Here is a 20,357-nt window from a genome sequence, read left to right on the forward strand (position 1 = left end):
AAGCACCCCTGACGAAAGTCAGGTCTCCGTGGGCGACGGCAGCCGCTCCGGCACCGCGTCGTGCACCTGCTGGAAGATCACCGAGGTGCGGAAGCCGACGATCTCCTTGCGCTTGCTGAGCCGGTCGAGCAGGAAGGAGTGGAGGTGGTCGAGGTCCTGGACCGCGACGTGCAGCAGGAAGTCGTCGCCGCCGGCCAGCACGAACACGCTCAGCACCTCGGGCATTCCGGCGGCCGACTGCTTGAAGGCGTTGATCACGGCCCGGCTCAGCGGGCGCACCTGGACCGAGACCATCGCCTGCGTGCTCCGGTTGAGCGCGGCGGGGTCGATGTCGGCGTGGTAGCCGCGGATCACGCCGCGCCGGGTGAGCGCCCTGACCCGTTCCAGGCAGGTCGAGGGGGCGATGCCGAGCCGGCGGGCCAGCTCCCGGTTGGACTGCCGCGCATCTGTTTGGAGCAGGCGGATGATCGCCGAATCAAGTTCGTCCATGACCTGATTCTGCATCCATCTCCGATCGTTCGTTCGGTGGAGCGGTGGCAGGGCCGAACGATCGGGCTACTTTCGCGGGCATGACTGAACACGGCCGGATGGGTGCGGGGCAGGGCGCGGCGTTGCTGGTGGGCGCAGTGCTGGGGCCGGGGATGCTGGTGCTGCCGCAGCTCGCCGCCGCGGCGGCGGGGCCGGCCTCCGTGCTGGCCTGGGCGGGGCTGCTCGCGCTGAGCGTGCCGGTGGCGCTGACGTTCGCGGCGCTCGGCGTCCGGCATCCCGGCGGGGGCGGGGTGGCGAGCTTCGCGGGGCTGGCCTTCGGGCCGCGGGCCGCCGCCGTGGTGGGCTGGTGGTTCTACGGGGCCGTGCCGGTCGGGACCGTCGCGGGCGCGCTGGTGGGCGGCCGGTACGTCGAGGCGTCCCTGGGCGTGGACGGCACCTTGGCCGGCGTGCTGATCCTGGCCGCGGCGTTCGCCGCCAACGCCGCCGGGCTGCGTACCTCGGGGCGGTTGCAGCTCGTCTCCGTGGCGCTGCTCGTCGCGCTGCTGGCCGTCGCCGTGATCACCGCCGCCCCGCGGGCCGACCTCGACCGCTTCACCCCCTTCGCCCCGTACGGGCTCGCCGGGGTGGCCGGCGCGGCCGGGGTGCTCATGTTCGCCTTCGTGGGCTGGGAGGCGGCCAGCCACCTGTCGGCCGAGTTCGCCACCGGCCAGCGCGGGCTGACGAGAGCCACGACAATCACCCTCGTCGTGGTCGGCGTCTTGTACCTGGGCGTCAGCGTCACCTCGGTCGGCGTGCTCGGCGCGGACATGCCGGGCGTGCCGCTGAACGCGCTGCTGGAGACCGGCCTCGGGGGAGTGGCGCGGCCGGTGACCGGGGTGCTGGCGGTGCTGCTGACGTTCGGGGCGGTCAACACGTACCTGGCGGGGGCGGCGCGGCTGGGGGTGGCGCTGGCCAGGGACGGGGCCATGCCCGCCTGGCTCGCCGGAGGACGGGGGCCGTACCGGAGCCTCGGGGCGCTGGCCGTGCTGACGGTGCCGGTCGTGGTGTGGGCGGTGGACCTGGACCTGCTGATGCGGGCCACCTCGGCGTGCCTGGCGGCCGTCACGGCGGCGGGCGTGGCGGCGGCGGTGCGGGTGCTGCCCGCCGGCCGGCCGCGGGTCACCGCCGTCGTGGCGACCGGCATGTCGATGGTCGCGCTGGCCTGCTGCGGAGCCTTCCTGGCGGTGCCCGCCGTGCTGGCCGTCGTCGCGCTGGGCGTGCTTAAAGCCGCCAGGCGGGCAGTACTCCCAGCACATGACGGCGCACCGTCGGGAGGGTGCCATGAGTGAGCAGACGACGTACGCGGAGAGCAGGCAGGTCGGCGAGCAGGCCAGGGAGCGCGAATGGCGGCTCCCCAGCTTCGCCAAGCAGCTGTTCCTCGGCGATCTCCGGCTGGACCTGGTGCATCCGGCGCCCAGCCTGCCGGCCGAGGCCGCCGAGCGGGGTGAGGAGTTCGTCCGGGCGGTGCGGCGCTTCCTGGAGGCCCACGTCGACCCGGCCCTCATCGAGCGCACCGCGCAGGTGCCCGACGAGGTGGTCAAGGGCCTGGCCGCCCTCGGGGCGTTCGGCATCACGATCGGCACCGAGTACGGCGGTCTGGGCCTGCCCTACCTGTACTACTGCCGCACCCTCACGCTGGTCGGCTCCTACTGCCCCGCCCTGGCCACGCTGCTGTCTGCGCACCAGTCGATCGGCGTGCCGCAGCCGCTCAAGCAGTTCGGCACCGAGGAGCAGAAGCGGGAGTTCCTGCCCCGGTGCGCGGCCGGCGAGATCTCGGCCTTCCTGCTCACCGAGCCGGACGTGGGCTCCGACCCCGCCCGCCTGTCCACGACCGCCGTGCGCGACGGCGACGACTACGTGCTGAACGGCGTCAAGCTCTGGACGACGAACGGCGTCGTCGCCGACCTGCTGGTGGTCATGGCCAGGACCGGCGAGAAGATCAGCGCGTTCGTGGTCGAGGGGAACAGCCCGGGCATCACGGTCAGGCGCCGCAACAGCTTCATGGGCCTGCGCGGCATCGAGAACGGCGTTACCGAGTTCTCCCAGGTCAGAGTGCCCGCCAAGAACCTGATCGGGAAGGAGGGCCAAGGGCTGCGGATCGCGCTCACCACCCTCAACACCGGCCGCCTGTCCCTCCCGGCGACCTGCGCGGGCAGCGTCAAGTGGGCCGTGAAGATCGCCCGCGAGTGGGGCAACGCCCGCGAGCAGTGGGGACGCAAGGTGGGCCGGCACGAGGCCGTGGCGACCAAGATCGCCTTCATCGCGGCCACCGCGTACGCGCTGGAGGCCGTCAGTGAGCTCACCGCCCGCCTGGCCGACGACCGGCGCAACGACATCAGGATCGAGGCCGCCCTCGCCAAGCTGTACGCCACCGAGCTGTCGTACCGGGCGCTGGACGAACTGGTCCAGATCAGGGGCGGCCGCGGCTACGAGACCGCCGAGTCGCTGGCGGCCCGCGGCGAGCGCGGCGTGCCCGCCGAGCAGATGCTGCGCGACGCCCGCATCAACCGCATCTTCGAGGGCTCCTCCGAGATCATGCACCTGATGATCACCCGCGAGGCCGTGGACGCGCACCTGACCGCGGCCGGCGAGCTGATCAACCCCGAGGCGTCCCCCCAGGAACGCGCCCGCGCGCTGGGCCGGGCGAGCCGCTTCTACGCCGGGTGGCTGCCCACCCTGGTGGCCGGCTCGGGCAGCCTGCCCACGGGCTACGCCGCCTTCGGCCCGCTGGCCCAGCACTTGCGGTTCGTGGAGCGGACCAGCAGGAAGCTGGCCCGGTCCACCTTCTACGGCATGTCCCGGTGGCAGGGGAGGCTGGAGCACAAGCAGTCCTTCCTCGGGCGGATCGTCGACATCGGGGCCGAGCTGTTCGCCATGACGGCCGTCTGCGTGAAGGCCGAGGAGGACGCCGACGACCTCGGGCGCAGGCCGTACGAGCTGGCCGACACCTTCTGCCACCAGGCCCGGCGCCGCATCCGCACGCTGTTCGACGAGCTCTGGGACAACAGCGACGAGCAGGACGTGCGCCTGGCCCGGTACGTGCTCGACGGCCGCTACGAGTTCCTGGAGGAGGGCATCCTCGACCCGTCCATCGAGGGCCCGTGGATCGGCACCCCGGACGGCGGCGAGAACGTGCGGAGAAAGATCCTGTGACGCCCGGTCTAGACCGGTTGTGAGCTTTTTCTGCCCTGAGTGTTTTCAAACCGATACCAGCCGGTATAGACCGGCTGCTGAACACGGGCTTACTCTGGCGCAAACGCGTTGAGCTGTGGCTCTCGCACCCCTCATCCCTTTGGACGGGGTCAGGTGGCTGGTACGGACCAGCGACCCGTCCGACGAGAAGGCGGTATCACCAGTGAACATGAAGCTTGTGGGCGGCGCCGCTCTCGGCCTTGCCACGATGCTGGTCCTGTCCAGCTGCGGCTCCGACGGCGGTTCGGGTGGCGGTGGGAACAACACCCAGGCCTCGGGCGGCGGCCAGGTCACCCTCAAGATGGTCGCCGCCGACTACGGCGACGGCCCCGGCAAGCCGAACTCGGGCGAGACGTTCTGGAAGGGCGTCGTGGACCAGTTCCAGGCGGCCAACCCCAACATCAAGGTCGACGTCCAGGTCATCAACTGGAACGACATCGACAAGCAGGTCGCCACCATGGTCCAGAACGGCCAGGTGCCCGACATCCTGCAGACCGGCGACTACTCCGGCTTCGTCAAGGACGGCCTGCTCTACAAGGTCGACGAGGTCCTGTCCCCGAACGTCTCCGGCGACATGCTGCAGAAGTTCGCCGACTTCGGCAAGGTGGACGGCACCGGCTACGGCATCCCGTTCGTCTCCTCCGCCCGCGCGCTGTTCTACAACAAGGACCTGTTCACCAAGGCCGGCATCGCCGAGCCGCCCAAGACCTGGGACGAGCTCAAGGCCGCCGCGGAGAAGCTGAAGAAGGCCGGCGTGAGCCAGCCGTTCGGCCTCCCGCTGGGCCAGGAGGAGGCCCAGGGCGAGTCGTTCCTGTGGATGCTGGGCAACGGCGGCGGCTACAAGGACGCCTCCGGCAAGTGGGCCATCAACTCGCCGCAGAACATCGAGACCTTCACCTACATGAAGGGCCTGGTCGACGCCGGCCTCACCACCCCGAACCCGGGCACCAAGGACCGCAAGACGGTCTGGGAGGACTTCGGCGCGGGCAAGGTCGGCATGGTCAACGGCGGACCCATGTCCATCCCGATCTTCGACGCGGCCGGCCTGAAGAACTACGGCGTCACGGCGATCCCCGGCAAGTCCGGCCCGCTCGACACCACCCTCGGCGTCATGGACTGGATCATGGCGTTCAACAAGAACGGCCACGCCGCCGAGATCAAGAAGTTCTTCGACTTCTTCTACACCGGCGACGCGGCGCAGAAGATCTCCGACACCTACAAGCTGCTGCCCGTCACCAACGGCGGCATCAAGAAGCTGTCGGGTGACGAGAAGCTCAAGCCGTTCCTGGACGCGCTGCCCAACGCCAGCTTCTACCCGTTCCAGGACCCGAAGTGGGCCGAGGTGAACCCGGCGATCAAGCAGACCATCGGCGGCGCCGTCAAGGACGACCCGGCCAAGGTCCTCGGCGAGCTGCAGAAGACCGCCGAAGCCAGCTGATCCAGCGGGGGTCTGTGGAGCCGGCGCGCGGGTCGCGTCCCCGCGCCGGCTCCACCGTCATGGAAGGTTCCTCATGAGAAGGTTGCGCGCCCTCGAACCCCTGGCCTGGATCGGGCCGGCCGTGGTGCTGATCGCGCTGGTCGTGCTCTGGCCCGTGATCGAGATGATCCGGTCGTCGTTTCTCAAGATCAGCCGGTTCGGAGTGGTCCAGGGAAACAACTTCCCGGCCAACTACACGAAGCTGTTCGGCGAGAAGGACTTCGCCGACATCATGATCCGCAGCGTGATCTGGGTGGTCGCGGTCGTCGCGCTCACCGTGCTGATCTCGCTCGCCCTCGCCCAGCTGTTCAACCAGCGCTTCCCCGGCCGCAAGATCGCCCGCTGGGCGCTCATCGCGCCCTGGGCGGCCTCGGTGCTGATGACGGCGATCATCTTCAAGTGGATGCTCGACCCCGAGGTCGGCGTGATCAACCAGATCAGGGTCAAGCTCGGGTTCATCGACGCGATGGGCGGCGCCTCCGCCGACCAGCTCGGTGACGCCTCCAGCGCGATGCCGTGGCTGGTGTTCGTGGCGGTCTTCGTCTCGGTGCCGTTCACGACGTACGCGCTGCTGGCCGGGCTCGCGACCATCCCCGCCGACGTCTACGAGGCGGCCAAGATGGACGGCGCCACCAAGTTCCGGACGTACTGGTCGATCACGCTGCCGCTGCTGCGCCCCGCGCTCACCGTCGCCGCGCTGATCAACGTGATGAACGTCTTCAACAGCTTCCCGATCATCTGGGCGATGACCCACGGGCAGCCGGGGTACTCGACGGCCACCTCGACCATCCTCATGTTCATCCTCAAGGGCTCGAACATCGGTGAGTCGGCCGCGATGTCCGTCGTGAACTTCGGCATGGTCATCGTGCTGACCGCGCTCTTCCTGAAGGTGTCGCGCTGGAACAAGGAGGTGGCGTGATGGCCGTGCAGACCATGCCCAAGGCCGGTACCCGCCACCAGTCCGGACACCGCGGACGGGCGCAGCGCCGCATGCCCAGGCTCAAGACCGTGATCGTGGCGGCCGCGGCCTACATCGTCGCGTTCGTCTTCCTGTTCCCGTACCTCGTCATGCTGCTGACCTCGCTGCGGTCGCAGGAGTCGCTGCGCGAGGTGACGTTCTGGCCCGACGAGTGGGTGTGGTCGAACCTCGCCAACTTCTGGACCAGCGGCCTGGCCGGGAACCTGTGGGTGACGCTCAAGGTCGCCGGCGGCTCGACGATCCTGGTGCTGCTCGTGGCCCTGCCGGCCGCCTACTACTCGGCCCGGCACAAGTTCCGCGGACGCACCGCGTTCCTGATCCTGGTGCTGATCACCCAGATGTTCCAGCCCACGGCCATGCTCGTCGGCATCTACCGCGAGTTCTACCAGTTCGGCCTGGTGGACTCGATCTGGTCGCTGATCCTGGTCAACGGCGGCTTCAACCTGGCGTTCGCGGTGTGGATCCTGAACGCCTACTTCGCCTCGATCCCGCGTGAGCTGGAGGAGGCCGCCTTCATCGACGGCAACGGCCGCTTCGGCGCGCTGTTCCGGATCACGCTGCCGCTGGCCATGCCGGGCGTGATCACCGCGCTGATCTTCACGTTCATCGCGGCGTGGAACGAGTTCGTGGTCGCCCTGACCTTGACCACGACCCCGGCCAACCAGCCGCTCACGGTCGCGCTGAACTCGTTCATCGGCCAGTACCAGGTGGACTGGCAGAACCTCTTCGCGGGCTCGGTGATCGCCACCATCCCGGTGATCATCCTGTTCGCGCTGATCGAGCGGAAGGTTGTCGGCGGACTGACCGCCGGCTCGATCAAGTAGAAAACGTCCGGCCGCCACCAACCCACCGGGTGGCGGCCGGGCCCACTTCCGCGGGCTACTTCTGCGGGACGCGGGCCACGCAGAACACCGTCTGGCCGAACGGCGGGGTGATGAACCGCTCGATCAGCCGCGTGGCCGGGACCACCGTGCGGTCGTAGATCTTGACCAGGCGCGGGTCGGGGTAGCCCACGCCGCCCCGCCGGACCGCCGCCCACCAGGCGATGCCGCCCAGGAAGTTGATCGGCTTGAGCACGTCGATGTCGAGCCCCGCCCTGGCCACCGTGGCGCGCAGGGTCTTGGGCGTGTAGCGCTGGACGTGCCCGACCTTGCGGTCGAAGTCTCCGTAAAGCTGCATGTAGCCGGGCACCCAGATGATGATCCGGCCGCCGGGCAGCGTGACGCGGGCCAGCGAGCGCAGCGCCTCGGCGTCGTCCTCGATGTGCTCCAGCACGTTCATCATGACGACGGTGTCGACCTTGTCCTTCAGCGGGATCTCGGTCGGCAGGCCGAACTGCAGGACGTCGATGTCGTCGCGACCCTCGAAGCGCTTCTCCAGCTGCTCGACGCAGTAGGGGTCGAAGTCGCTGACGACCAGGCGGTCGAGCCGCGGCAGGAACTGCTCGGCGAAGTGGCCCAGCCCGGAGCCGATCTCCAGCATCGAACGGCCGACGTGCGGGGCGACCATGTCGAACTCGTACTGCCGATAGTTCTTGGCCTCGTCCCCACCCAGGTGGTTCTCCAGGGCCTCGTCACCGGCCGCCGGTTGCACTACACGGTCATACCCAGAAGACATAGTCCCGTTCCTTTGAGGGGCAGACGGATTGCACGAGTCTAATGCCCCCGAGGATGACCTGATGCGTGAAACACCCTTCCCCGGGCGCGGGCCGATGCGATGGAATCTGACACGCCATGGACGACGACGAGGCGATCGCCCGCTCGCTCGACGGTGACCTGGGGGCCTACGAGGTCCTGGTCGCCAGGTACAGCGCGCTCGCCCACCGCACCGCCGCCCTGCTCGGCGCGGGCGACGAGGCCGAGGACGTCGTGCAGGAGGCGTTCGTCAAGGCTTTCCGTCATCTGTCCAAGTTCCGGCGGGACGCGCCTTTCCGTCCCTGGTTGTTGCGGATCGTGGCCAACGAGACGCACAACCTCACCCGGGCCCGCGGGCGCCGCTCCGACCTCGCCGTACGGCTCACCGCCGCAGAGCCCGCCGGTGCGGTGGCCCCCGACGACCCGGCGGGCGCGGCCGTCGCCACCGACCGGCGGGCCCGGCTGCTGGCGGCCGTACGCAGGCTGCCCGAGCGGGAACGCCAGGCGGTCGTGTGCCGGTACTTCCTGCAACTGTCGGAGGCGGAGACGGCCCAGGTGCTCGGCTGGCCGGTCGGTACCGTCAAGTCCAGCACCCATCGGGGGTTGGCCCGGCTGAGGGAGGAGGTGGGCGGTGAACTCGCATGACCCCTTCGACGACCTGGAAGCCGAACTGACCGCCCTCGGCCCCCTCCTCGACGCCCCGTCCCCGCCGCCGGACGACGTCGCCGCCGCCGTGCGCGCCCGCCTGGAGCTCCAGCCTCAGAAGCACAGGCGGCGGACACGGCGGACACGGCGGGCGCGGTGGCGGATCGTGGCTGCCGTCGTGCTGGCCGTCGTCGCCGTCACGGCCGCCACCCCGCAGGGCCGCGCCGCCGTGGCCCGGGTCCTCCGCCTGGCCGGCGTCGAACTGCAGCTCGGCGACACACCACCCACCCCGGTACGGACCACCGCGAACCTCCCCGGCGAGCACCCGGTGGCGCCGGACGACCTGCCCGACCTGGTGAGGTTCCACGTCAGAACCCCGGCCGAGCTCGGGCCCCCCGCCCGCGCCACCGTCGCCGACCAGGGCCGGCTGGTGTCGATGTTCTGGCCGGACGGCGTCCGGCTCGACCAGTTCCAGGGCGGCGTTGACCCGTTCTTCTTCAAGAAGCTCGGCCCGCCCTGGCCCGACTACGTCGAGATGGCCGGGACCACGGCCTGGTGGATCCCCGGCGCGCACCCGCTCGGCTACATCCGCCGCCAGGACGGCACCGAGATCCCCCTGCGCCAGGCCGCCCCCACCCTCGTCTGGCAGCGGGACGCGCTCACCTACCGCCTGGAGGGCGCCGGCACCAGGGAACGGGCGGTGCGGATCGCCGGGTCACTCCGGTGAGCCGGTCAGCCAGTCGTCCACGCCCTTGAGCAGCTCCTTGCGCACCGTCTCCGGCGCGGTCGAGGACCGGATCGACTGCCGGGCCAGCTCGGCGATCTCCGCGTCGGAGAACCCGTAGACCTCCCTGGCCAGCTCGTACTGGCGCAGCAGCCGGGTGCCGAACAGCAGCGGGTCGTCGGCGCCCAGCGCGATCGGCACCCCGGCGTCGAACAGCCGCCGCAGCGGCACGTCCGCCGCCCGCTCGGCCACCCCCAGCCCCACGTTGGACGTTGGGCACACCTCGCAGCAGATCTGCCGGTCGGCCAGCCGCTGCATCAGCCACGGGTCCTCGGCCGCCCGCACGCCGTGCCCGACCCGGTCGGCGCCCAGGTCGTCGATGCACTGGCTCACGCTGCGCGGCCCGAGCAGCTCGCCGCCGTGCGGCACGGCCAGCAGCCCGCCGCGCTTGGCGATGCGGAAGGCCCGCTCGAAGTCGCGCGCCGCGCCGCGCCGCTCGTCGTTGGACAGGCCGAAGCCCACCACGCCCCGGCCGGCGTACTGGGTGGCGAGCCTGGCCAGGGTGTTCGCGTCGAGCGGATGCCTGGTCCTGTTGGCCGCCACGATCACCGGCATGTGCACCCCGGCGTGCTCGGCGGCCTGCCGCGCCGCGTCGAGCATCAGCTCCAGCGTGGCCGTGAGCCCGCCGAACCGCGCGGCGAACCCGGACGGGTCCACCTGGATCTCCAGCCACCGGGAACCGGCCGCCGCCTCGTCCTCGGCCGTCTCGCGCAGCAGCCGGTAGACGTGCTCGGGACGGCTCAGCACGGACCTGGCGATGTCGTACAGCCGCTGGAACCTGAACCAGCCGCGCTCATCGGTGGCCCGCAGCCGCGGCGGCCAGTCCTGCTCCAGCGCGTCGGGCAGGTGCAGCCCCTGCTCCCTGGCCAGCTCGATCAGCGTCGAGTGCCGCATGGAGCCGGTGAAGTGCAGGTGGAGATGGGCTTTGGGCAGCGTGTGCAGGGGCCGGTGCATTTCCATATTTTGCCACTGGCCCCAGGTGCGGACTCGCATGTCGCCCAAGGCTGCGGGACCGGCATCGGCACGGTAGAGATCGCCCGGATCGGGGGATCAACCGTCCATGATCCCTGAGGGTGCCGGCGTCGCGGGGCAGGGCCGACGCGCGCTGCTCGCCGGACTGGCGTTCGCGGTGACCGCCTTCGCCATCTACGCCCTGTTCCACTCGGGTTTCGGCCGTCCGCACCCGCCTTCGGCGGGCTCGTCGTACGTGCCCCCGCCGCCCCTGAAGGCGCCGTCCCGCCCCGGCGCGGCGGCGGCGCGGGCCGAGCCCCCGCTGGCGGTCGTCTCCGACGACCTCTGGCTCACCTACCTGCCCCGCGGCCTGCGCCGCAGCGGCGGCGGCCCGGTCGTCCCCGACGGCGTCCGGGCCAGGTACGGCACCGCCAAGCGCTACGTGGAGGCCCAGGTCGAGCACGGCACGATGGCCGCCGACTGGGACACCTACCGCGCGCACGCCGGCGTGCTGGACCCCGCCGAGACCACGATCAGGGGCCGGCCCGCGGTCGTCGGCGCGCATCCGGGCGGCGGCAGGGTGATCGCCTGGCTGGAACGCCCGGGCACGGGCGCCTGGATCCGGGTGAGCGACTCCCTCGGCGGCGAGCTGCTGCCTATTGCCGCCTCGGCCCGCGCTCCTGTAGGAGACTAGGAGCCTTTACCCTGGTTGATCCCACGAGTCATGGGGGGACGATGCGGCGCCCGGCAGCGGTGTTCATCACGTTCGCGCTGGCCGCAGGCACGGGCGGGTGCGGCGGCGACCCGCCGCGACCGCCCAGCACCACCCCGCCGCCGCCGTCGGCGAGCGAGCCGGCGACCGGGAAGCCCGTCAGGCTGGCCTGCGGGTCGACCAGGCTGGAGATCCCCGGCGCGCCCCCGCCGCTGGCCCGCGCCGGCACCTTCGGCCGCCTGGGCGGGCTCGCCAGGCGGCTCACGGTCAAGGGCGTGATGTGGCGCGACGACGAGGACGAGCAACTGCGGGTGGGCGTGGTGTGCGGCGTGCGGACGGCCGAGCAGTTCGCCACGCTGGTGGCCCGCTCGACCCTGACCGCCTACCGCGGCAAACCCGCGCTGCGCTGGACGAGCCGCGACGGCCTGCGCAACTTCATGTGGCTGGAGAGCCCCGGCACGGCCGTCTACCTCGCCGCCACGCCCGGCATGACCGCCCAGCTCCGCCAGACCGCCGCCGCCGTCAGACCCGCCGCCTCCTGACCTGTTCCCGAGCCGTTCCCAAGCCGTTCTCTGAGCCGCTCCCGAGCCGTTTTCCGACCCGTTTCCTGAGCCGCTTCCTGAGCCGCTTCCTGAGCCGCTTCCTGAGCCGGCGTCGGCGCCCCGCCGTGGCCCCGGAAGGCCGGCAGGGCGCCGCGTAGGCCGCTCAGCGAGCCTCGGACAGCAGCTTGGCCATCCGGCTGACGCCCTCGACCAGGTCGTCGTCACCGAGGGCGTAGGACAGCCGGAAGTAGCCGGGGGTGCCGAACGCCTCGCCCGGCACGACCGCCACCTCGGCCTCCTCCAGGATCAGCTCGGCCAGCTCCGCCGACGACCCGGGCCGCCGGCCGCGCAGCTCCTTGCCCAGCAGCCCCTTGACCGACGGGTACGCGTAGAACGCCCCCTTCGGTTCCGGGCAGAACACGCCCGGGATCTCGTTGAGCATCCGCACCATGGTCTGGCGCCGCCGGTCGAAGGCCGACCGCATCTCGGCCACGGCCGACAGGTCGCCGGAGACCGCGGCCAGCGCGGCCCTCTGCGACACGTTGGCCACGTTGGAGGTGGCGTGCGACTGCAGGTTGGAGGCGGCCTTGACCACGTCGGACGGGCCGATCAGCCAGCCCACCCGCCAGCCGGTCATCGCGTACGTCTTGGCCACGCCGTTGAGGATCACGACCCGGTCGCCCAGCTCGGGCACGGCCGTGGCGATGCTGGTGAACTCCGCGCCGCCGTAGACCAGGTGCTCGTAGATCTCGTCGGTGATCACCCACAGCCCGTGCTCGGCCGCCCACCGGCCGATCGCCACGGTCTCCTCGCGCGAGTAGACCGCGCCCGTCGGGTTGGACGGCGAGACGAACAGCAGCGCCTTCGTGCGCTCGGTGCGGGCCGCCTCGAGCTGCTCGACGCTCGCCAGGTAGCCCGTGGACTCGTCGGTCACCACGTCGACCTGCACGCCCCCGGCCAGCTTGATCGCCTCGGGGTAGGTCGTCCAGTAGGGGGCGACCACGACGACCTCGTCGCCCGGGTCGAGCAGCGTGGCGAACGCCTCGTAGACGGCCTGCTTGCCGCCGTTGGTGACGAGCACCTGGGACGGCTCGACGGAGTAGCCGGAGTCGCGCCGCGTCTTGTCGGCGATGGCCTGCTTCAGCTCGGGAAGGCCGCCCGCCGGCGTGTACTTGTGGTTGCGCGGGTCGCGGGCCGCCTCGACCGCCGCCTCGACGATGTAGCCGGGCGTCGGGAAGTCGGGCTCGCCGGCGCCGAAGCCGATGACCGGACGGCCGGCCGCCTTCATCGCCTTCGCCTTGGCGTCCACCGCGAGCGTGGCGGACTCGGAAATCGCGGAGATTCTTGCGGAGATACGGGGTCGCGTGGACATGCCTCCCATGCTCCCACGCGGGCGTGACCTGGGCGATCAGGTTTGGGTTCGACGTACCGGGCAATCCCCCGTATGCTTTCGCCTGGTCCTTCCGCCGCATGTCGGCGAGCGGTTCGGTCCAGGCAGTGAGTCAATCAGGGTAGTGTGGTTGACGACATAGGGCACTGGCGCAATTGGTAGCGCACCGGTCTCCAAAACCGGCGGTTGGGGGTTCGAGTCCCTCGTGCCCTGCGAGTGCGGTCCGCGCAATAATGGCGTGTAAGCGCGCCGCAAAACTGCGTTGGATACGACAGATTCAGGTGAGGACTGTGGCGATCGACACGCGCGGCGAGACCGCAGGCAAGCCCAGTGGCGAGAAGAAGACACGCACTTCACCTGCCCTTTTCTACCGGCAGGTCGTCAACGAGCTCCGCAAGGTCATCTGGCCGACACGCAAGGATCTCATCACCTACACCACGGTCGTTCTGGTATTCGTTCTGATCATGGTGGCGATCGTTTATGGGCTCGACGCCGCTCTGGGCTGGGCCGTCCTCCGCGTCTTCGGCGGGGAGTGATCCCGCCTAGCTCGACACCGTGTGGTGTCGGCTGACGGCGACACCATTCGATTCGAGGAAATGAGGAAAGGTCACGTGTCCGAGTCTTCTGTTCCGGCCGAGGAACCCCGCGACGAGCGGGGCGACGACGAGCTGGGAGAGGCCACCGACGAATGGGGCGACGAGCTGGGTGAGGCTCGCGACGAAGGCGTCGAGGCGGCTCTCCAGGAGGCCGACGAGACCGACGAGGTCGAAGAGTCGGAGGAGGCCCCCGCCGACGCGGAGGCCGAGATCCTGCCCGACGTCGACCCGGTCGAGGAGTTCAAGAGCTCCCTGCGCGGGCTCCCCGGCGAGTGGTACGTGATCCACTCCTACGCCGGCTACGAGAACCGCGTGAAGTCCAACATCGAGAGCCGCAACGTGTCGCTCAACATGGAGGACTACATCTACCAGGTCGAGGTGCCCACGCACACCGTCCAGGAGTTCAAGAGCGGCAAGAAGGTCCCGGTCAAGGAGCGCGTGCTGCCCGGCTACGTCCTGGTGCGCATGGAGCTGACCGACGAGTCCTGGGCCGCCGTGCGCAACACGCCCGGCGTGACCGGTTTCGTCGGCCTGTCCAACAAGCCGAGCCCGCTCAGCCTCGACGAGGTCGCCAAGCTGCTGGCGCCCGAGCCGTCCGAGGAGAGCAAGAAGGCCACCACCAAGGCGGCCTCCGGCCCCACGGTCGAGTTCGAGATCGGCGAGTCCGTCACGGTCATGGACGGCCCCTTCGCCACTCTGCCCGCCTCGGTCAGCGAGATCAGCCCCGAGTCGCAGAAGCTCAAGGTGCTCGTCTCGATCTTCGGTCGTGAGACCCCGGTCGAGCTCTCGTTCAACCAGGTCTCGAAGATCTAAGACGATCACCTACACTTAGACGTTCGGTCGGCCGCCTTTCGCGAAGGGTGGCCTTCCGACATGTCCGGGCGCATCCGCGTCCGGACGGCATCACGATCAGGACCCGGAGAAGGACTCATGCCTCCGAAGAAGAAGATCGCGGCGCTCGTCAAGGTCCAGCTCCCCGCTGGCCAGGCCACGCCCGCTCCGCCGGTCGGTACCGCCCTCGGTCCCCACGGCGTCAACATCATGGACTTCGTCAAGCAGTACAACGCTGCGACGGAGTCCCAGCGGGGCAACATCATCCCCGTTGAGATCACCATTTTCGAAGACCGCAGCTTCACCTTCATCACGAAGACGCCCCCGGCGCCTGAGCTGATCAAGAAGGCCCTGGGTCTCGACAAGGGCAGCGCCGTCCCCCACAAGGACAAGGTCGGCCGGCTGACGCGCGAGCAGCTGCGCAGCATCGCCGAGACCAAGATGCCCGACCTCAACGCCAACGACGTCGAGGCTGCAGAGAAGATCATCGCCGGCACCGCCCGGTCGATGGGCATCACGATCGCCGACTAAGACCTTTTCCCAGATCCGTGGGAGGGCCGGGTCCCGGCCCGCGTACCACAAGGAGACAGACATGAAGCGCAGCAAGGCGCACAAGGACGCGGCGGCCAAGGTCGACCGCGACAAGCTCTACACGCCCGCCGACGCCGCGAAGCTGGCCAAGGAGACGTCGACCACCAAGTTCGACGCCACCGTGGAAGTGGCGCTGCGGCTGGGTGTCGACCCTCGCAAGGCCGACCAGATCGTGCGCGGCACGGTCAACCTCCCGCACGGCACCGGTAAGACCGCCCGGGTCCTGGTCTTCGCGACCGGTGACCGTGCCGAGGCAGCCCGCGAGGCGGGCGCCGACATCGTCGGCGCCGACGAGCTGATCGACGAGATCGCCAAGGGCAACCGGCTCAACGAGTTCGACGCCGTGGTCGCCACCCCCGACCTCATGGGCAAGGTCGGCCGTCTGGGCCGCGTGCTCGGCCCGCGCGGTCTCATGCCCAACCCCAAGACCGGCACCGTGACGCCCGACGTCGCCAAGGCCGTGACGGAGATCAAGGGCGGCAAGATCGAGTTCCGCACCGACCGGCAGGCCAACCTGCACTTCATCATCGGCAAGACGTCGTTCCCCGAGCGTCAGCTCATCGAGAACTACGCCGCCGCCCTTGACGAGGTGCTGCGTCTCAAGCCGTCGGCGGCCAAGGGGCGTTACCTGAAGAAGGTCACCTTCTCCACCACCATGGGCCCCGGCGTCCCCGTCGACCCCAACCTCACCCGTGGCCTGACCGCCGAGCTCGACGCGTAACGGCCGCACGTTCTTCGAAAGGCCCCCGCCTGTCCCAGGCGGGGGCCTTTCGCTTTGCCCGGGTGCCGCCGAGCGTCGGGTCCCGGTTCGCCCGGGTGCCGCCGAGCGTCGGCTTCTGGTTCGCCCGGGTGCCGCCGAGCGTCGGGTTCCGGTTCGCCCGGGTGCCGCCGAGCGGCGGCTTCTGGTTCGCCTGCGTGCCGACGAGCGTCGGGTCGAGCCCGAGTTCTCGGCGGGGATGATCTCTCCAGGTGAGCGGGGATGTGCAGAAATCGTGCACAGCCTGTGGGGGAGAACCCTGGGTTTTCCCCGAATTATGCGGGGAAGTCGCCACGATGGGACAAGCCAACCGTAGGGTCAAAACATGCTGAAGCGCAGGATAAGTCTCGCCACCGCCGTGGCCGGAGCTGCTCTCGTCGCGGCCTCGGTCGCCGGGTGCGGTACGAACGTGCAGCCCATCCAGGTCAACCTGGCCGCCTCAGAGGTGCTCGCGCAGGCCGCGCAGAAGACCGCAGAGGTCACCAGCTACACGGTGGACGCCGTCGCGAACGTGACGCACCCCCAAGAAGGCAACGGCAAGGTGCAGGGACGCATGCTCTACCAGAGCAAGCCCCAGCTCGCCGTCGACCTGACCCTCGACACCGTCGACATGGGCGGCCGGAACCTGCCGGGCGGCGTGCGCGCCGTCCTGCAGGGTGACACCGTCTATGTGAAGGTCGAGGCCCTCAAGCAGCTCGTCGGCGCCACCAAGCCGTGGATCAAGGTCGCGCTCAACGAAGTGGGCGACCAGAACCAGGTCAACCAGTACCTCAGCCAGATCCAGCAGTTCGACCTCGCCAACGTGACCAAGCTGGTCACCGTGTCCAAGGACGTGAAGCAGGTCGGCACCGAGAGCGTCAACGGCGCGGACACCACCCACTACAGCGGCACGTTCCCCGTGGACGCCGCCGTCGGCCAGCTGCCCGCCGACAAGCAGCAGCAGGCCAGGACGAACCTCGCCGAGCTCAAGGACGTCAAGTTCGACATCTGGGTGGCCGGCGACGGCCTGCCCCGCAAGCTCACCCTGAACGGCTCCAAGGAGGGCGCCACGCTGGACGCCACCCTGCTGTTCAAGGGCTTCAACGAGCCCGTCAAGGTCGAGGCCCCGCCCGCGGACCAGGTCGGTGAGCTGCCGAAGACGACCGTCAACTGAGAACCGATTTGGAAACTCGGCGACCAGCACGTACTCTGGTCGTTGCCGAAGACCGCCGGTCGTCGTCAGGTGCATCAGTCCTGGCGACCGAAGGATCCACGTTCTGTGGACGGCCCGCGCAGGTGTGATGCGAGTTTCCCATATGGTGCAGTTCCATATGTGAGCCCCGTGCGCCCCTGCGCCCGGGGCTGTTCTCATTTCCAGGGGCCTTCGCCGGCGGCACACCTGGAAGGAGGCCCATGGCGAGGGCGGATAAGGCGACAGCCGTTGCCGAGCTCAAGAGCGAGTTCGAAGGCAGCAGCGCCGCCGTTCTGACCGAGTACCGCGGTCTCACCGTCGCTCAGCTCAAGCAGCTGCGCGTTGCTCTTGGTGAGAATGCGAAGTTCGCCGTGGCGAAGAACACCCTGACCAAGATCGCGGCTAACGAGGCCGGTCTGTCGTTCCCCGACGACCTGCTCACGGGCCCGACCGCGATCGCCTTCGTCAACGGCGACGTTGTCGAGGCGGCCAAGGGTCTGCGTGACTTCGCCAAGGCCAATCCCCTTCTGGTGATCAAGGGTGGTGTGCTCGACGGTAAGACGCTCGACGCCACCGAGATCACCAAGCTCGCCGACCTCGAGTCCCGCGAGGTCCTCCTCGCTAAGCTCGCCGGTGCTCTCAAGGCGAAGCAGAGCGCTGCCGCCGCGGTTTTCGCCGCGCTGCCCACGCAGATGGCTCAGCTGGCCGACGCCCTTCGTGCCAAGCGCGAAGAAGCGGGCGAGTAACACGGGGGTTGCCGCAACTTCCGCGGTCCCGTTCCTAGTTTTCTGCAAGTCCTAAACGTAAGGAAAAGCATCATGGCGAAGCTCAGCACCGACGAGCTGCTCGACGCGTTCAAGGAGATGACCCTCCTCGAGCTGTCCGAGTTCGTTAAGCACTTCGAAGAGGTCTTCGACGTCAAGGCCGCCGCCCCCGTCGCGGTCGCCGCCGCCCCCGCCGCCGCTGGTGGTGGCGAGGCCGCCGCCGTTGAGGAGCAGGACGAGTTCGACGTCATCCTCGAGGCCGCCGGCGACAAGAAGATCCAGGTCATCAAGGAGATCCGCGCCCTCACGTCCCTGGGCCTCAAGGAGGCCAAGGACCTGGTGGACGGCGCTCCCAAGCCGGTCTTCGACGGCAAGGTCAACAAGGAGCAGGCGGAGAAGGCCAAGGCTGCCCTCGAGGGCGCCGGCGCCACCGTGACCGTGAAGTAACTTCCCACTTCACACAGCTCTTCGGAAGAGGCGGACACACCCTGGTGCCGGGTGTGACCGCCTCTTTTCGCATGTACGGGGACGGCGCCGACCCCACGCGGGACCCCCTTGGCGGCATCACCCGGAAGTGGCTCCGGCTTCGCGGGCCGCCTCCCGGACCCTGGCGATGGCGCTCGCGTCCATGAAGTCCTTGCAGTGGACGATCCGCCCGCCCCTGATCCGCAGCATCAGCAGCCCCGGGACGGTGATCGCCCGCTCGCCCACCTTGACGTGCGCGTTCTGCTCGACGACCACCACCTCGGGATCGTCCGTACGGTGCAACGCGATCCGCTCCACCTTCTGCGGCACGGCGGGGGAGACGCCCCAGGACGCCCGGTACCCGGCCCGCACCGCCTCCCGCCCCTCGTACGGCGGCAGCCCGCCGAACGGGAACTCGTGCCTGCCGTCCTCCGCGTACAGGTCGGCCAGTTCGTCGGCCGACTTGCGCAGCATCGCGCCGTGGAAGGCGCCGACGATCTCCTCGACGGTCATGACCACCACTCCTCACATCTCGCTCAACATCCGTTGACTCAACGAGCGTAGAGCGAATCCGGACGAACGGTCAACACAGGTAGAGTCGGACCGTGAGCGAGCGAGTGCTTCCCCGTGCCGAACGACGGCGCAGAACCGAGGGAAGGATCCTCGACGCAGCCAGGGCGCTGTTCGCCGAAGTCGGCTACGAGCGCGCCACCATCAGGGCGGTCGCGAAGTCCGCCGCGGTCGACCCGGCCCTGGTCATGCAGTACTTCGGCAACAAGCAGGAGCTCTTCAGGGCCGCCGTGCGCGCCACGCCCGCCCCCGAGGCCGCCACCACCCCCGAGGAGCTGGTCGAGCACCTCCTCGGCACCCTCGACGTGAAGATGGGCGAGCTGCCCCAGGGGTCGCTGGCGATGATGCGTTCGATGCTCACCCACCCCGAGGCGGGCACGGCGGCCCGCGAGGCGCTCGCCCGGCAGGTCGACAGGCTCGCCGCGTCGATCCCCGGCGAGGACGCCCGCCTGCGCGCGGCGCTGATGACCACGATCCTGCTCGGCGTGACCGTCGGCCACCAGCTGCTCGAACTGCCCGAACTGCGCGACGTCCCGCCGGAGCGCATCGCCCGGCTGCTGCGCCCGAGCCTGCGCGGTCTTACTGGACCGGACGTCTGATAACCGCCGGGTAACAAGTTATTGGAACCGGTTCCAATTCCTCGGTTCGCCGCTACCGTGAGGGCATTCTGGAAGTAAAGTGTGCGGCACGTTATCCCCTGAGTGCTCCCTGTGATCGGGAAGGTGGCCAGTGGGCGTCGAGGTCGTGGTCGAGGGGTTGACCAAGTCGTTCGGTCGGCAGGTCATCTGGGAGGATGTCTCGCTCACGCTGCCCGCGGGTGAGATCTCGGTGCTGCTCGGCCCGTCGGGCACCGGCAAGTCCGTCTTCCTCAAGACACTGGTCGGCCTGCTGCGTCCCGACCGCGGCCACATCTGGATCGACGGCCACGACCTGGCGAGCTGCCCCGAGCGCACGCTCTACGAGCTGCGCCGGCTGTTCGGCGTGCTGTTCCAGGACGGCGCCCTGTTCGGCTCGCTCAACCTCTACGACAACATCGCCTTCCCGCTGCGCGAGCACACCAGGAAGACCGAGGCCGAGATCCGCCGGATCGTGATGGACAAGATCGACCTGGTCGGGCTGGTCGGCGCCGAGGGCAAGCTGCCCGGTGAGATCTCCGGCGGCATGCGCAAACGGGCCGGCCTGGCCAGGGCGTTGGTGCTCGATCCCGAGATCATCCTGTTCGACGAGCCCGACTCCGGCCTCGACCCGGTCCGCACCGCCTTCCTCAACCAGACGATCGTCGACATCAACGCCGACATCGAGGCCACGTTCCTGATCGTCACCCACGACATCAACACCGCCCGCACGGTCCCCGACAACATCGGGCTGCTGTTCCGCCGCGAGCTGGTCATGTTCGGGCCGCGCGAGATGCTGCTGTCCAGCGACGAGCCGGTGGTGCGGCAGTTCCTCAACGCCCGCAGGCACGGCCCGATCGGCATGTCGGAGGAGAAGGACATCTCCGAGCTGGAGGCCGAGGCCCAGATGGGCCACGACCCCGGCGGGCTGCCGCCGATCCCGCCGCAGCTCATGCCGAGCGGCAACGTGCTGCGCCGCTCGCAGCAGCCGCCCGGCCGGTGGCTGGCGGCCCATGGCGTGATCCCGCCGCAGGGCTCGTTCGTGGACGAACGCGGCCGCAACTGGCTGGAGGAGTACCCCCGGCTGATCGACGCCCACGCCGACGGCGTCGCCTAGACCATGAATCCGACCGAGAAGTGCCTCCTCGCGGCCTGCGAGCGTTA

23 protein-coding genes and 1 tRNA gene are annotated in these 20,357 nt (G+C 69.6%); 19 read left to right on the forward strand and 5 right to left on the reverse strand.

Translation table 11 applies throughout. From position 1 onward, the window contains the following. Nucleotides 1-18: 18 nt before the first annotated feature. Entirely contained in the window at nucleotides 19-489 is a 471-nt protein-coding gene (locus ACFYYW_RS46680) for an Lrp/AsnC family transcriptional regulator (protein WP_352328604.1), read from the reverse strand. 80 nt (nucleotides 490-569) lie between these two features. On the opposite strand from ACFYYW_RS46680, the gene ACFYYW_RS46685 reads away from it, so the two are divergent. From ACFYYW_RS46685 to ACFYYW_RS46705, 5 genes are all read left to right on the forward strand, one after another. Further along, entirely contained in the window at nucleotides 570-1,817 is a 1,248-nt protein-coding gene (locus ACFYYW_RS46685; RefSeq protein ID WP_387660427.1) for an APC family permease, read from the forward strand. After that, on the forward strand, nucleotides 1,810-3,681 hold the full coding sequence (locus ACFYYW_RS46690) for an acyl-CoA dehydrogenase family protein (RefSeq protein WP_387660430.1): 1,872 nt from the start codon (nucleotides 1,810-1,812) through the stop codon (nucleotides 3,679-3,681). The genes ACFYYW_RS46685 and ACFYYW_RS46690 overlap by 8 nt, the downstream gene beginning before the upstream one ends. A gap of 208 nt (nucleotides 3,682-3,889) precedes the next feature. Beyond that, nucleotides 3,890-5,158 (forward strand): extracellular solute-binding protein, encoded by a 1,269-nt coding sequence (locus ACFYYW_RS46695; RefSeq protein ID WP_352328598.1) that lies wholly within the window; start codon nucleotides 3,890-3,892, stop codon nucleotides 5,156-5,158. Between the two features lie 73 nt (nucleotides 5,159-5,231). Continuing rightward, nucleotides 5,232-6,116: a sugar ABC transporter permease gene (locus tag ACFYYW_RS46700; RefSeq protein ID WP_364413979.1), complete on the forward strand. Its 885-nt coding sequence runs from the start codon at nucleotides 5,232-5,234 to the stop codon at nucleotides 6,114-6,116. Further along, complete coding sequence (locus ACFYYW_RS46705; RefSeq protein WP_387660435.1) at nucleotides 6,116-7,000, forward strand: carbohydrate ABC transporter permease; 885 nt, start codon at nucleotides 6,116-6,118, stop codon at nucleotides 6,998-7,000. The genes ACFYYW_RS46700 and ACFYYW_RS46705 overlap by 1 nt, the downstream gene beginning before the upstream one ends. A 55-nt stretch (nucleotides 7,001-7,055) precedes the next feature. Here ACFYYW_RS46705 and ACFYYW_RS46710 read toward each other — a convergent pair whose 3' ends face one another. After that, a complete protein-coding gene (locus ACFYYW_RS46710) occupies nucleotides 7,056-7,793 on the reverse strand; it encodes a methyltransferase domain-containing protein (RefSeq protein WP_352330011.1) in 738 nt (245 codons plus the stop codon). 116 nt (nucleotides 7,794-7,909) lie between these two features. Between ACFYYW_RS46710 and ACFYYW_RS46715 the strand changes: the two genes are divergently transcribed. Continuing rightward, a complete protein-coding gene (locus tag ACFYYW_RS46715) occupies nucleotides 7,910-8,455 on the forward strand; it encodes an RNA polymerase sigma factor (RefSeq protein WP_387660438.1) in 546 nt (181 codons plus the stop codon). Continuing rightward, entirely contained in the window at nucleotides 8,442-9,182 is a 741-nt protein-coding gene (locus ACFYYW_RS46720; protein WP_387660440.1) for a hypothetical protein, read from the forward strand. Before ACFYYW_RS46715 ends, ACFYYW_RS46720 begins: the two co-directional genes overlap by 14 nt. Here ACFYYW_RS46720 and ACFYYW_RS46725 read toward each other — a convergent pair. Next, complete coding sequence (locus ACFYYW_RS46725; RefSeq protein ID WP_352330006.1) at nucleotides 9,171-10,193, reverse strand: adenosine deaminase; 1,023 nt, start codon at nucleotides 10,191-10,193, stop codon at nucleotides 9,171-9,173. The two genes, ACFYYW_RS46720 and ACFYYW_RS46725, sit on opposite strands and share 12 nt — an antisense overlap. Nucleotides 10,194-10,299: 106 nt before the next feature. Here ACFYYW_RS46725 and ACFYYW_RS46730 point away from each other — a divergent pair, with 106 nt between their 5' ends. Together ACFYYW_RS46730 and ACFYYW_RS46735 are read left to right on the forward strand one after the other, a co-directional pair. Further along, nucleotides 10,300-10,884, forward strand: coding sequence for a hypothetical protein (locus tag ACFYYW_RS46730; protein ID WP_387660443.1), 585 nt, complete (start codon nucleotides 10,300-10,302; stop codon nucleotides 10,882-10,884). Nucleotides 10,885-10,925: 41 nt separating this feature from the next. Next, nucleotides 10,926-11,444 carry a hypothetical protein gene (locus ACFYYW_RS46735; protein WP_387660445.1) on the forward strand — a complete coding sequence of 173 codons (519 nt, stop codon included), beginning with the start codon at nucleotides 10,926-10,928 and terminating at the stop codon, nucleotides 11,442-11,444. Nucleotides 11,445-11,607: 163 nt separating this feature from the next. Here ACFYYW_RS46735 and ACFYYW_RS46740 read toward each other — a convergent pair whose 3' ends face one another. Continuing rightward, complete coding sequence (locus tag ACFYYW_RS46740; protein ID WP_364413989.1) at nucleotides 11,608-12,825, reverse strand: pyridoxal phosphate-dependent aminotransferase; 1,218 nt, start codon at nucleotides 12,823-12,825, stop codon at nucleotides 11,608-11,610. 149 nt (nucleotides 12,826-12,974) lie between these two features. On the opposite strand from ACFYYW_RS46740, the gene ACFYYW_RS46745 reads away from it, so the two are divergent. The 8 genes from ACFYYW_RS46745 (at nucleotide 12,975) to rplL (ending at nucleotide 17,991) form a co-directional block, all read left to right on the forward strand. Further along, a tRNA-Trp gene (locus tag ACFYYW_RS46745) sits at nucleotides 12,975-13,047 on the forward strand. 77 nt (nucleotides 13,048-13,124) lie between these two features. After that, nucleotides 13,125-13,370 (forward strand): preprotein translocase subunit SecE, encoded by a 246-nt coding sequence (gene secE, locus ACFYYW_RS46750; protein ID WP_125642950.1) that lies wholly within the window; start codon nucleotides 13,125-13,127, stop codon nucleotides 13,368-13,370. A gap of 60 nt (nucleotides 13,371-13,430) precedes the next feature. Beyond that, nucleotides 13,431-14,243 carry a transcription termination/antitermination protein NusG gene (gene nusG / locus ACFYYW_RS46755; protein WP_387660449.1) on the forward strand — a complete coding sequence of 271 codons (813 nt, stop codon included), beginning with the start codon at nucleotides 13,431-13,433 and terminating at the stop codon, nucleotides 14,241-14,243. Nucleotides 14,244-14,360: 117 nt separating this feature from the next. Further along, nucleotides 14,361-14,792, forward strand: a complete 432-nt coding sequence (rplK, locus tag ACFYYW_RS46760; RefSeq protein ID WP_125642947.1) for a 50S ribosomal protein L11 — start codon at nucleotides 14,361-14,363, stop codon at nucleotides 14,790-14,792. 61 nt (nucleotides 14,793-14,853) lie between these two features. Then, nucleotides 14,854-15,573, forward strand: a complete 720-nt coding sequence (gene rplA, locus ACFYYW_RS46765; protein ID WP_352325431.1) for a 50S ribosomal protein L1 — start codon at nucleotides 14,854-14,856, stop codon at nucleotides 15,571-15,573. A 361-nt stretch (nucleotides 15,574-15,934) separates the two neighbouring features. Beyond that, nucleotides 15,935-16,762: a DUF1396 domain-containing protein gene (locus ACFYYW_RS46770; protein ID WP_387660453.1), complete on the forward strand. Its 828-nt coding sequence runs from the start codon at nucleotides 15,935-15,937 to the stop codon at nucleotides 16,760-16,762. Nucleotides 16,763-17,001: 239 nt separating this feature from the next. Further along, the gene (gene rplJ, locus ACFYYW_RS46775) at nucleotides 17,002-17,526 is read left to right on the forward strand and encodes a 50S ribosomal protein L10 (protein ID WP_125642941.1); all 525 of its coding nucleotides are present in this window, start codon (nucleotides 17,002-17,004) and stop codon (nucleotides 17,524-17,526) included. A 72-nt stretch (nucleotides 17,527-17,598) separates the two neighbouring features. Next, nucleotides 17,599-17,991, forward strand: coding sequence for a 50S ribosomal protein L7/L12 (gene rplL / locus ACFYYW_RS46780; RefSeq protein ID WP_352325429.1), 393 nt, complete (start codon nucleotides 17,599-17,601; stop codon nucleotides 17,989-17,991). A gap of 117 nt (nucleotides 17,992-18,108) precedes the next feature. Here rplL and ACFYYW_RS46785 read toward each other — a convergent pair whose 3' ends face one another. After that, nucleotides 18,109-18,522 (reverse strand): nuclear transport factor 2 family protein, encoded by a 414-nt coding sequence (locus ACFYYW_RS46785; protein WP_352325428.1) that lies wholly within the window; start codon nucleotides 18,520-18,522, stop codon nucleotides 18,109-18,111. A 92-nt stretch (nucleotides 18,523-18,614) separates the two neighbouring features. Between ACFYYW_RS46785 and ACFYYW_RS46790 the strand changes: the two genes are divergently transcribed. Together ACFYYW_RS46790 and ACFYYW_RS46795 are read left to right on the forward strand one after the other, a co-directional pair. Then, entirely contained in the window at nucleotides 18,615-19,178 is a 564-nt protein-coding gene (locus tag ACFYYW_RS46790) for a TetR/AcrR family transcriptional regulator (RefSeq protein ID WP_387660457.1), read from the forward strand. A 130-nt stretch (nucleotides 19,179-19,308) separates the two neighbouring features. After that, nucleotides 19,309-20,310 (forward strand): ABC transporter ATP-binding protein, encoded by a 1,002-nt coding sequence (locus ACFYYW_RS46795; protein ID WP_352325426.1) that lies wholly within the window; start codon nucleotides 19,309-19,311, stop codon nucleotides 20,308-20,310. Nucleotides 20,311-20,357 lie beyond the last annotated feature (47 nt).

This window comes from Nonomuraea sp. NPDC001831 (assembly GCF_042892035.1).
Lineage (GTDB): Bacteria > Actinomycetota > Actinomycetes > Streptosporangiales > Streptosporangiaceae > Nonomuraea.

Excerpts from the sequence above, each read along its gene's own strand:
- ACFYYW_RS46680 (WP_352328604.1), bottom strand. The coding sequence starts at position 489 with ATGGACGAACTTGATTCGGCGATCATCCGCCTGCTCCAAACAGATGCG.
- ACFYYW_RS46685 (WP_387660427.1), top strand. The coding sequence starts at position 570 with ATGACTGAACACGGCCGGATGGGTGCGGGGCAGGGCGCGGCGTTGCTG.
- ACFYYW_RS46690 (WP_387660430.1), top strand. The coding sequence starts at position 1,810 with ATGAGTGAGCAGACGACGTACGCGGAGAGCAGGCAGGTCGGCGAGCAG.
- ACFYYW_RS46695 (WP_352328598.1), top strand. The coding sequence starts at position 3,890 with ATGAAGCTTGTGGGCGGCGCCGCTCTCGGCCTTGCCACGATGCTGGTC.
- ACFYYW_RS46700 (WP_364413979.1), top strand. The coding sequence starts at position 5,232 with ATGAGAAGGTTGCGCGCCCTCGAACCCCTGGCCTGGATCGGGCCGGCC.
- ACFYYW_RS46705 (WP_387660435.1), top strand. The coding sequence starts at position 6,116 with ATGGCCGTGCAGACCATGCCCAAGGCCGGTACCCGCCACCAGTCCGGA.
- ACFYYW_RS46710 (WP_352330011.1), bottom strand. The coding sequence starts at position 7,793 with ATGTCTTCTGGGTATGACCGTGTAGTGCAACCGGCGGCCGGTGACGAG.
- ACFYYW_RS46715 (WP_387660438.1), top strand. The coding sequence starts at position 7,910 with ATGGACGACGACGAGGCGATCGCCCGCTCGCTCGACGGTGACCTGGGG.
- ACFYYW_RS46725 (WP_352330006.1), bottom strand. The coding sequence starts at position 10,193 with ATGCACCGGCCCCTGCACACGCTGCCCAAAGCCCATCTCCACCTGCAC.
- ACFYYW_RS46730 (WP_387660443.1), top strand. The coding sequence starts at position 10,300 with ATGATCCCTGAGGGTGCCGGCGTCGCGGGGCAGGGCCGACGCGCGCTG.
- ACFYYW_RS46735 (WP_387660445.1), top strand. The coding sequence starts at position 10,926 with ATGCGGCGCCCGGCAGCGGTGTTCATCACGTTCGCGCTGGCCGCAGGC.
- ACFYYW_RS46740 (WP_364413989.1), bottom strand. The coding sequence starts at position 12,825 with ATGGGAGGCATGTCCACGCGACCCCGTATCTCCGCAAGAATCTCCGCG.
- nusG (WP_387660449.1), top strand. The coding sequence starts at position 13,431 with ATGAGGAAAGGTCACGTGTCCGAGTCTTCTGTTCCGGCCGAGGAACCC.
- rplK (WP_125642947.1), top strand. The coding sequence starts at position 14,361 with ATGCCTCCGAAGAAGAAGATCGCGGCGCTCGTCAAGGTCCAGCTCCCC.
- rplA (WP_352325431.1), top strand. The coding sequence starts at position 14,854 with ATGAAGCGCAGCAAGGCGCACAAGGACGCGGCGGCCAAGGTCGACCGC.
- ACFYYW_RS46770 (WP_387660453.1), top strand. The coding sequence starts at position 15,935 with ATGCTGAAGCGCAGGATAAGTCTCGCCACCGCCGTGGCCGGAGCTGCT.
- rplJ (WP_125642941.1), top strand. The coding sequence starts at position 17,002 with ATGGCGAGGGCGGATAAGGCGACAGCCGTTGCCGAGCTCAAGAGCGAG.
- rplL (WP_352325429.1), top strand. The coding sequence starts at position 17,599 with ATGGCGAAGCTCAGCACCGACGAGCTGCTCGACGCGTTCAAGGAGATG.
- ACFYYW_RS46785 (WP_352325428.1), bottom strand. The coding sequence starts at position 18,522 with ATGACCGTCGAGGAGATCGTCGGCGCCTTCCACGGCGCGATGCTGCGC.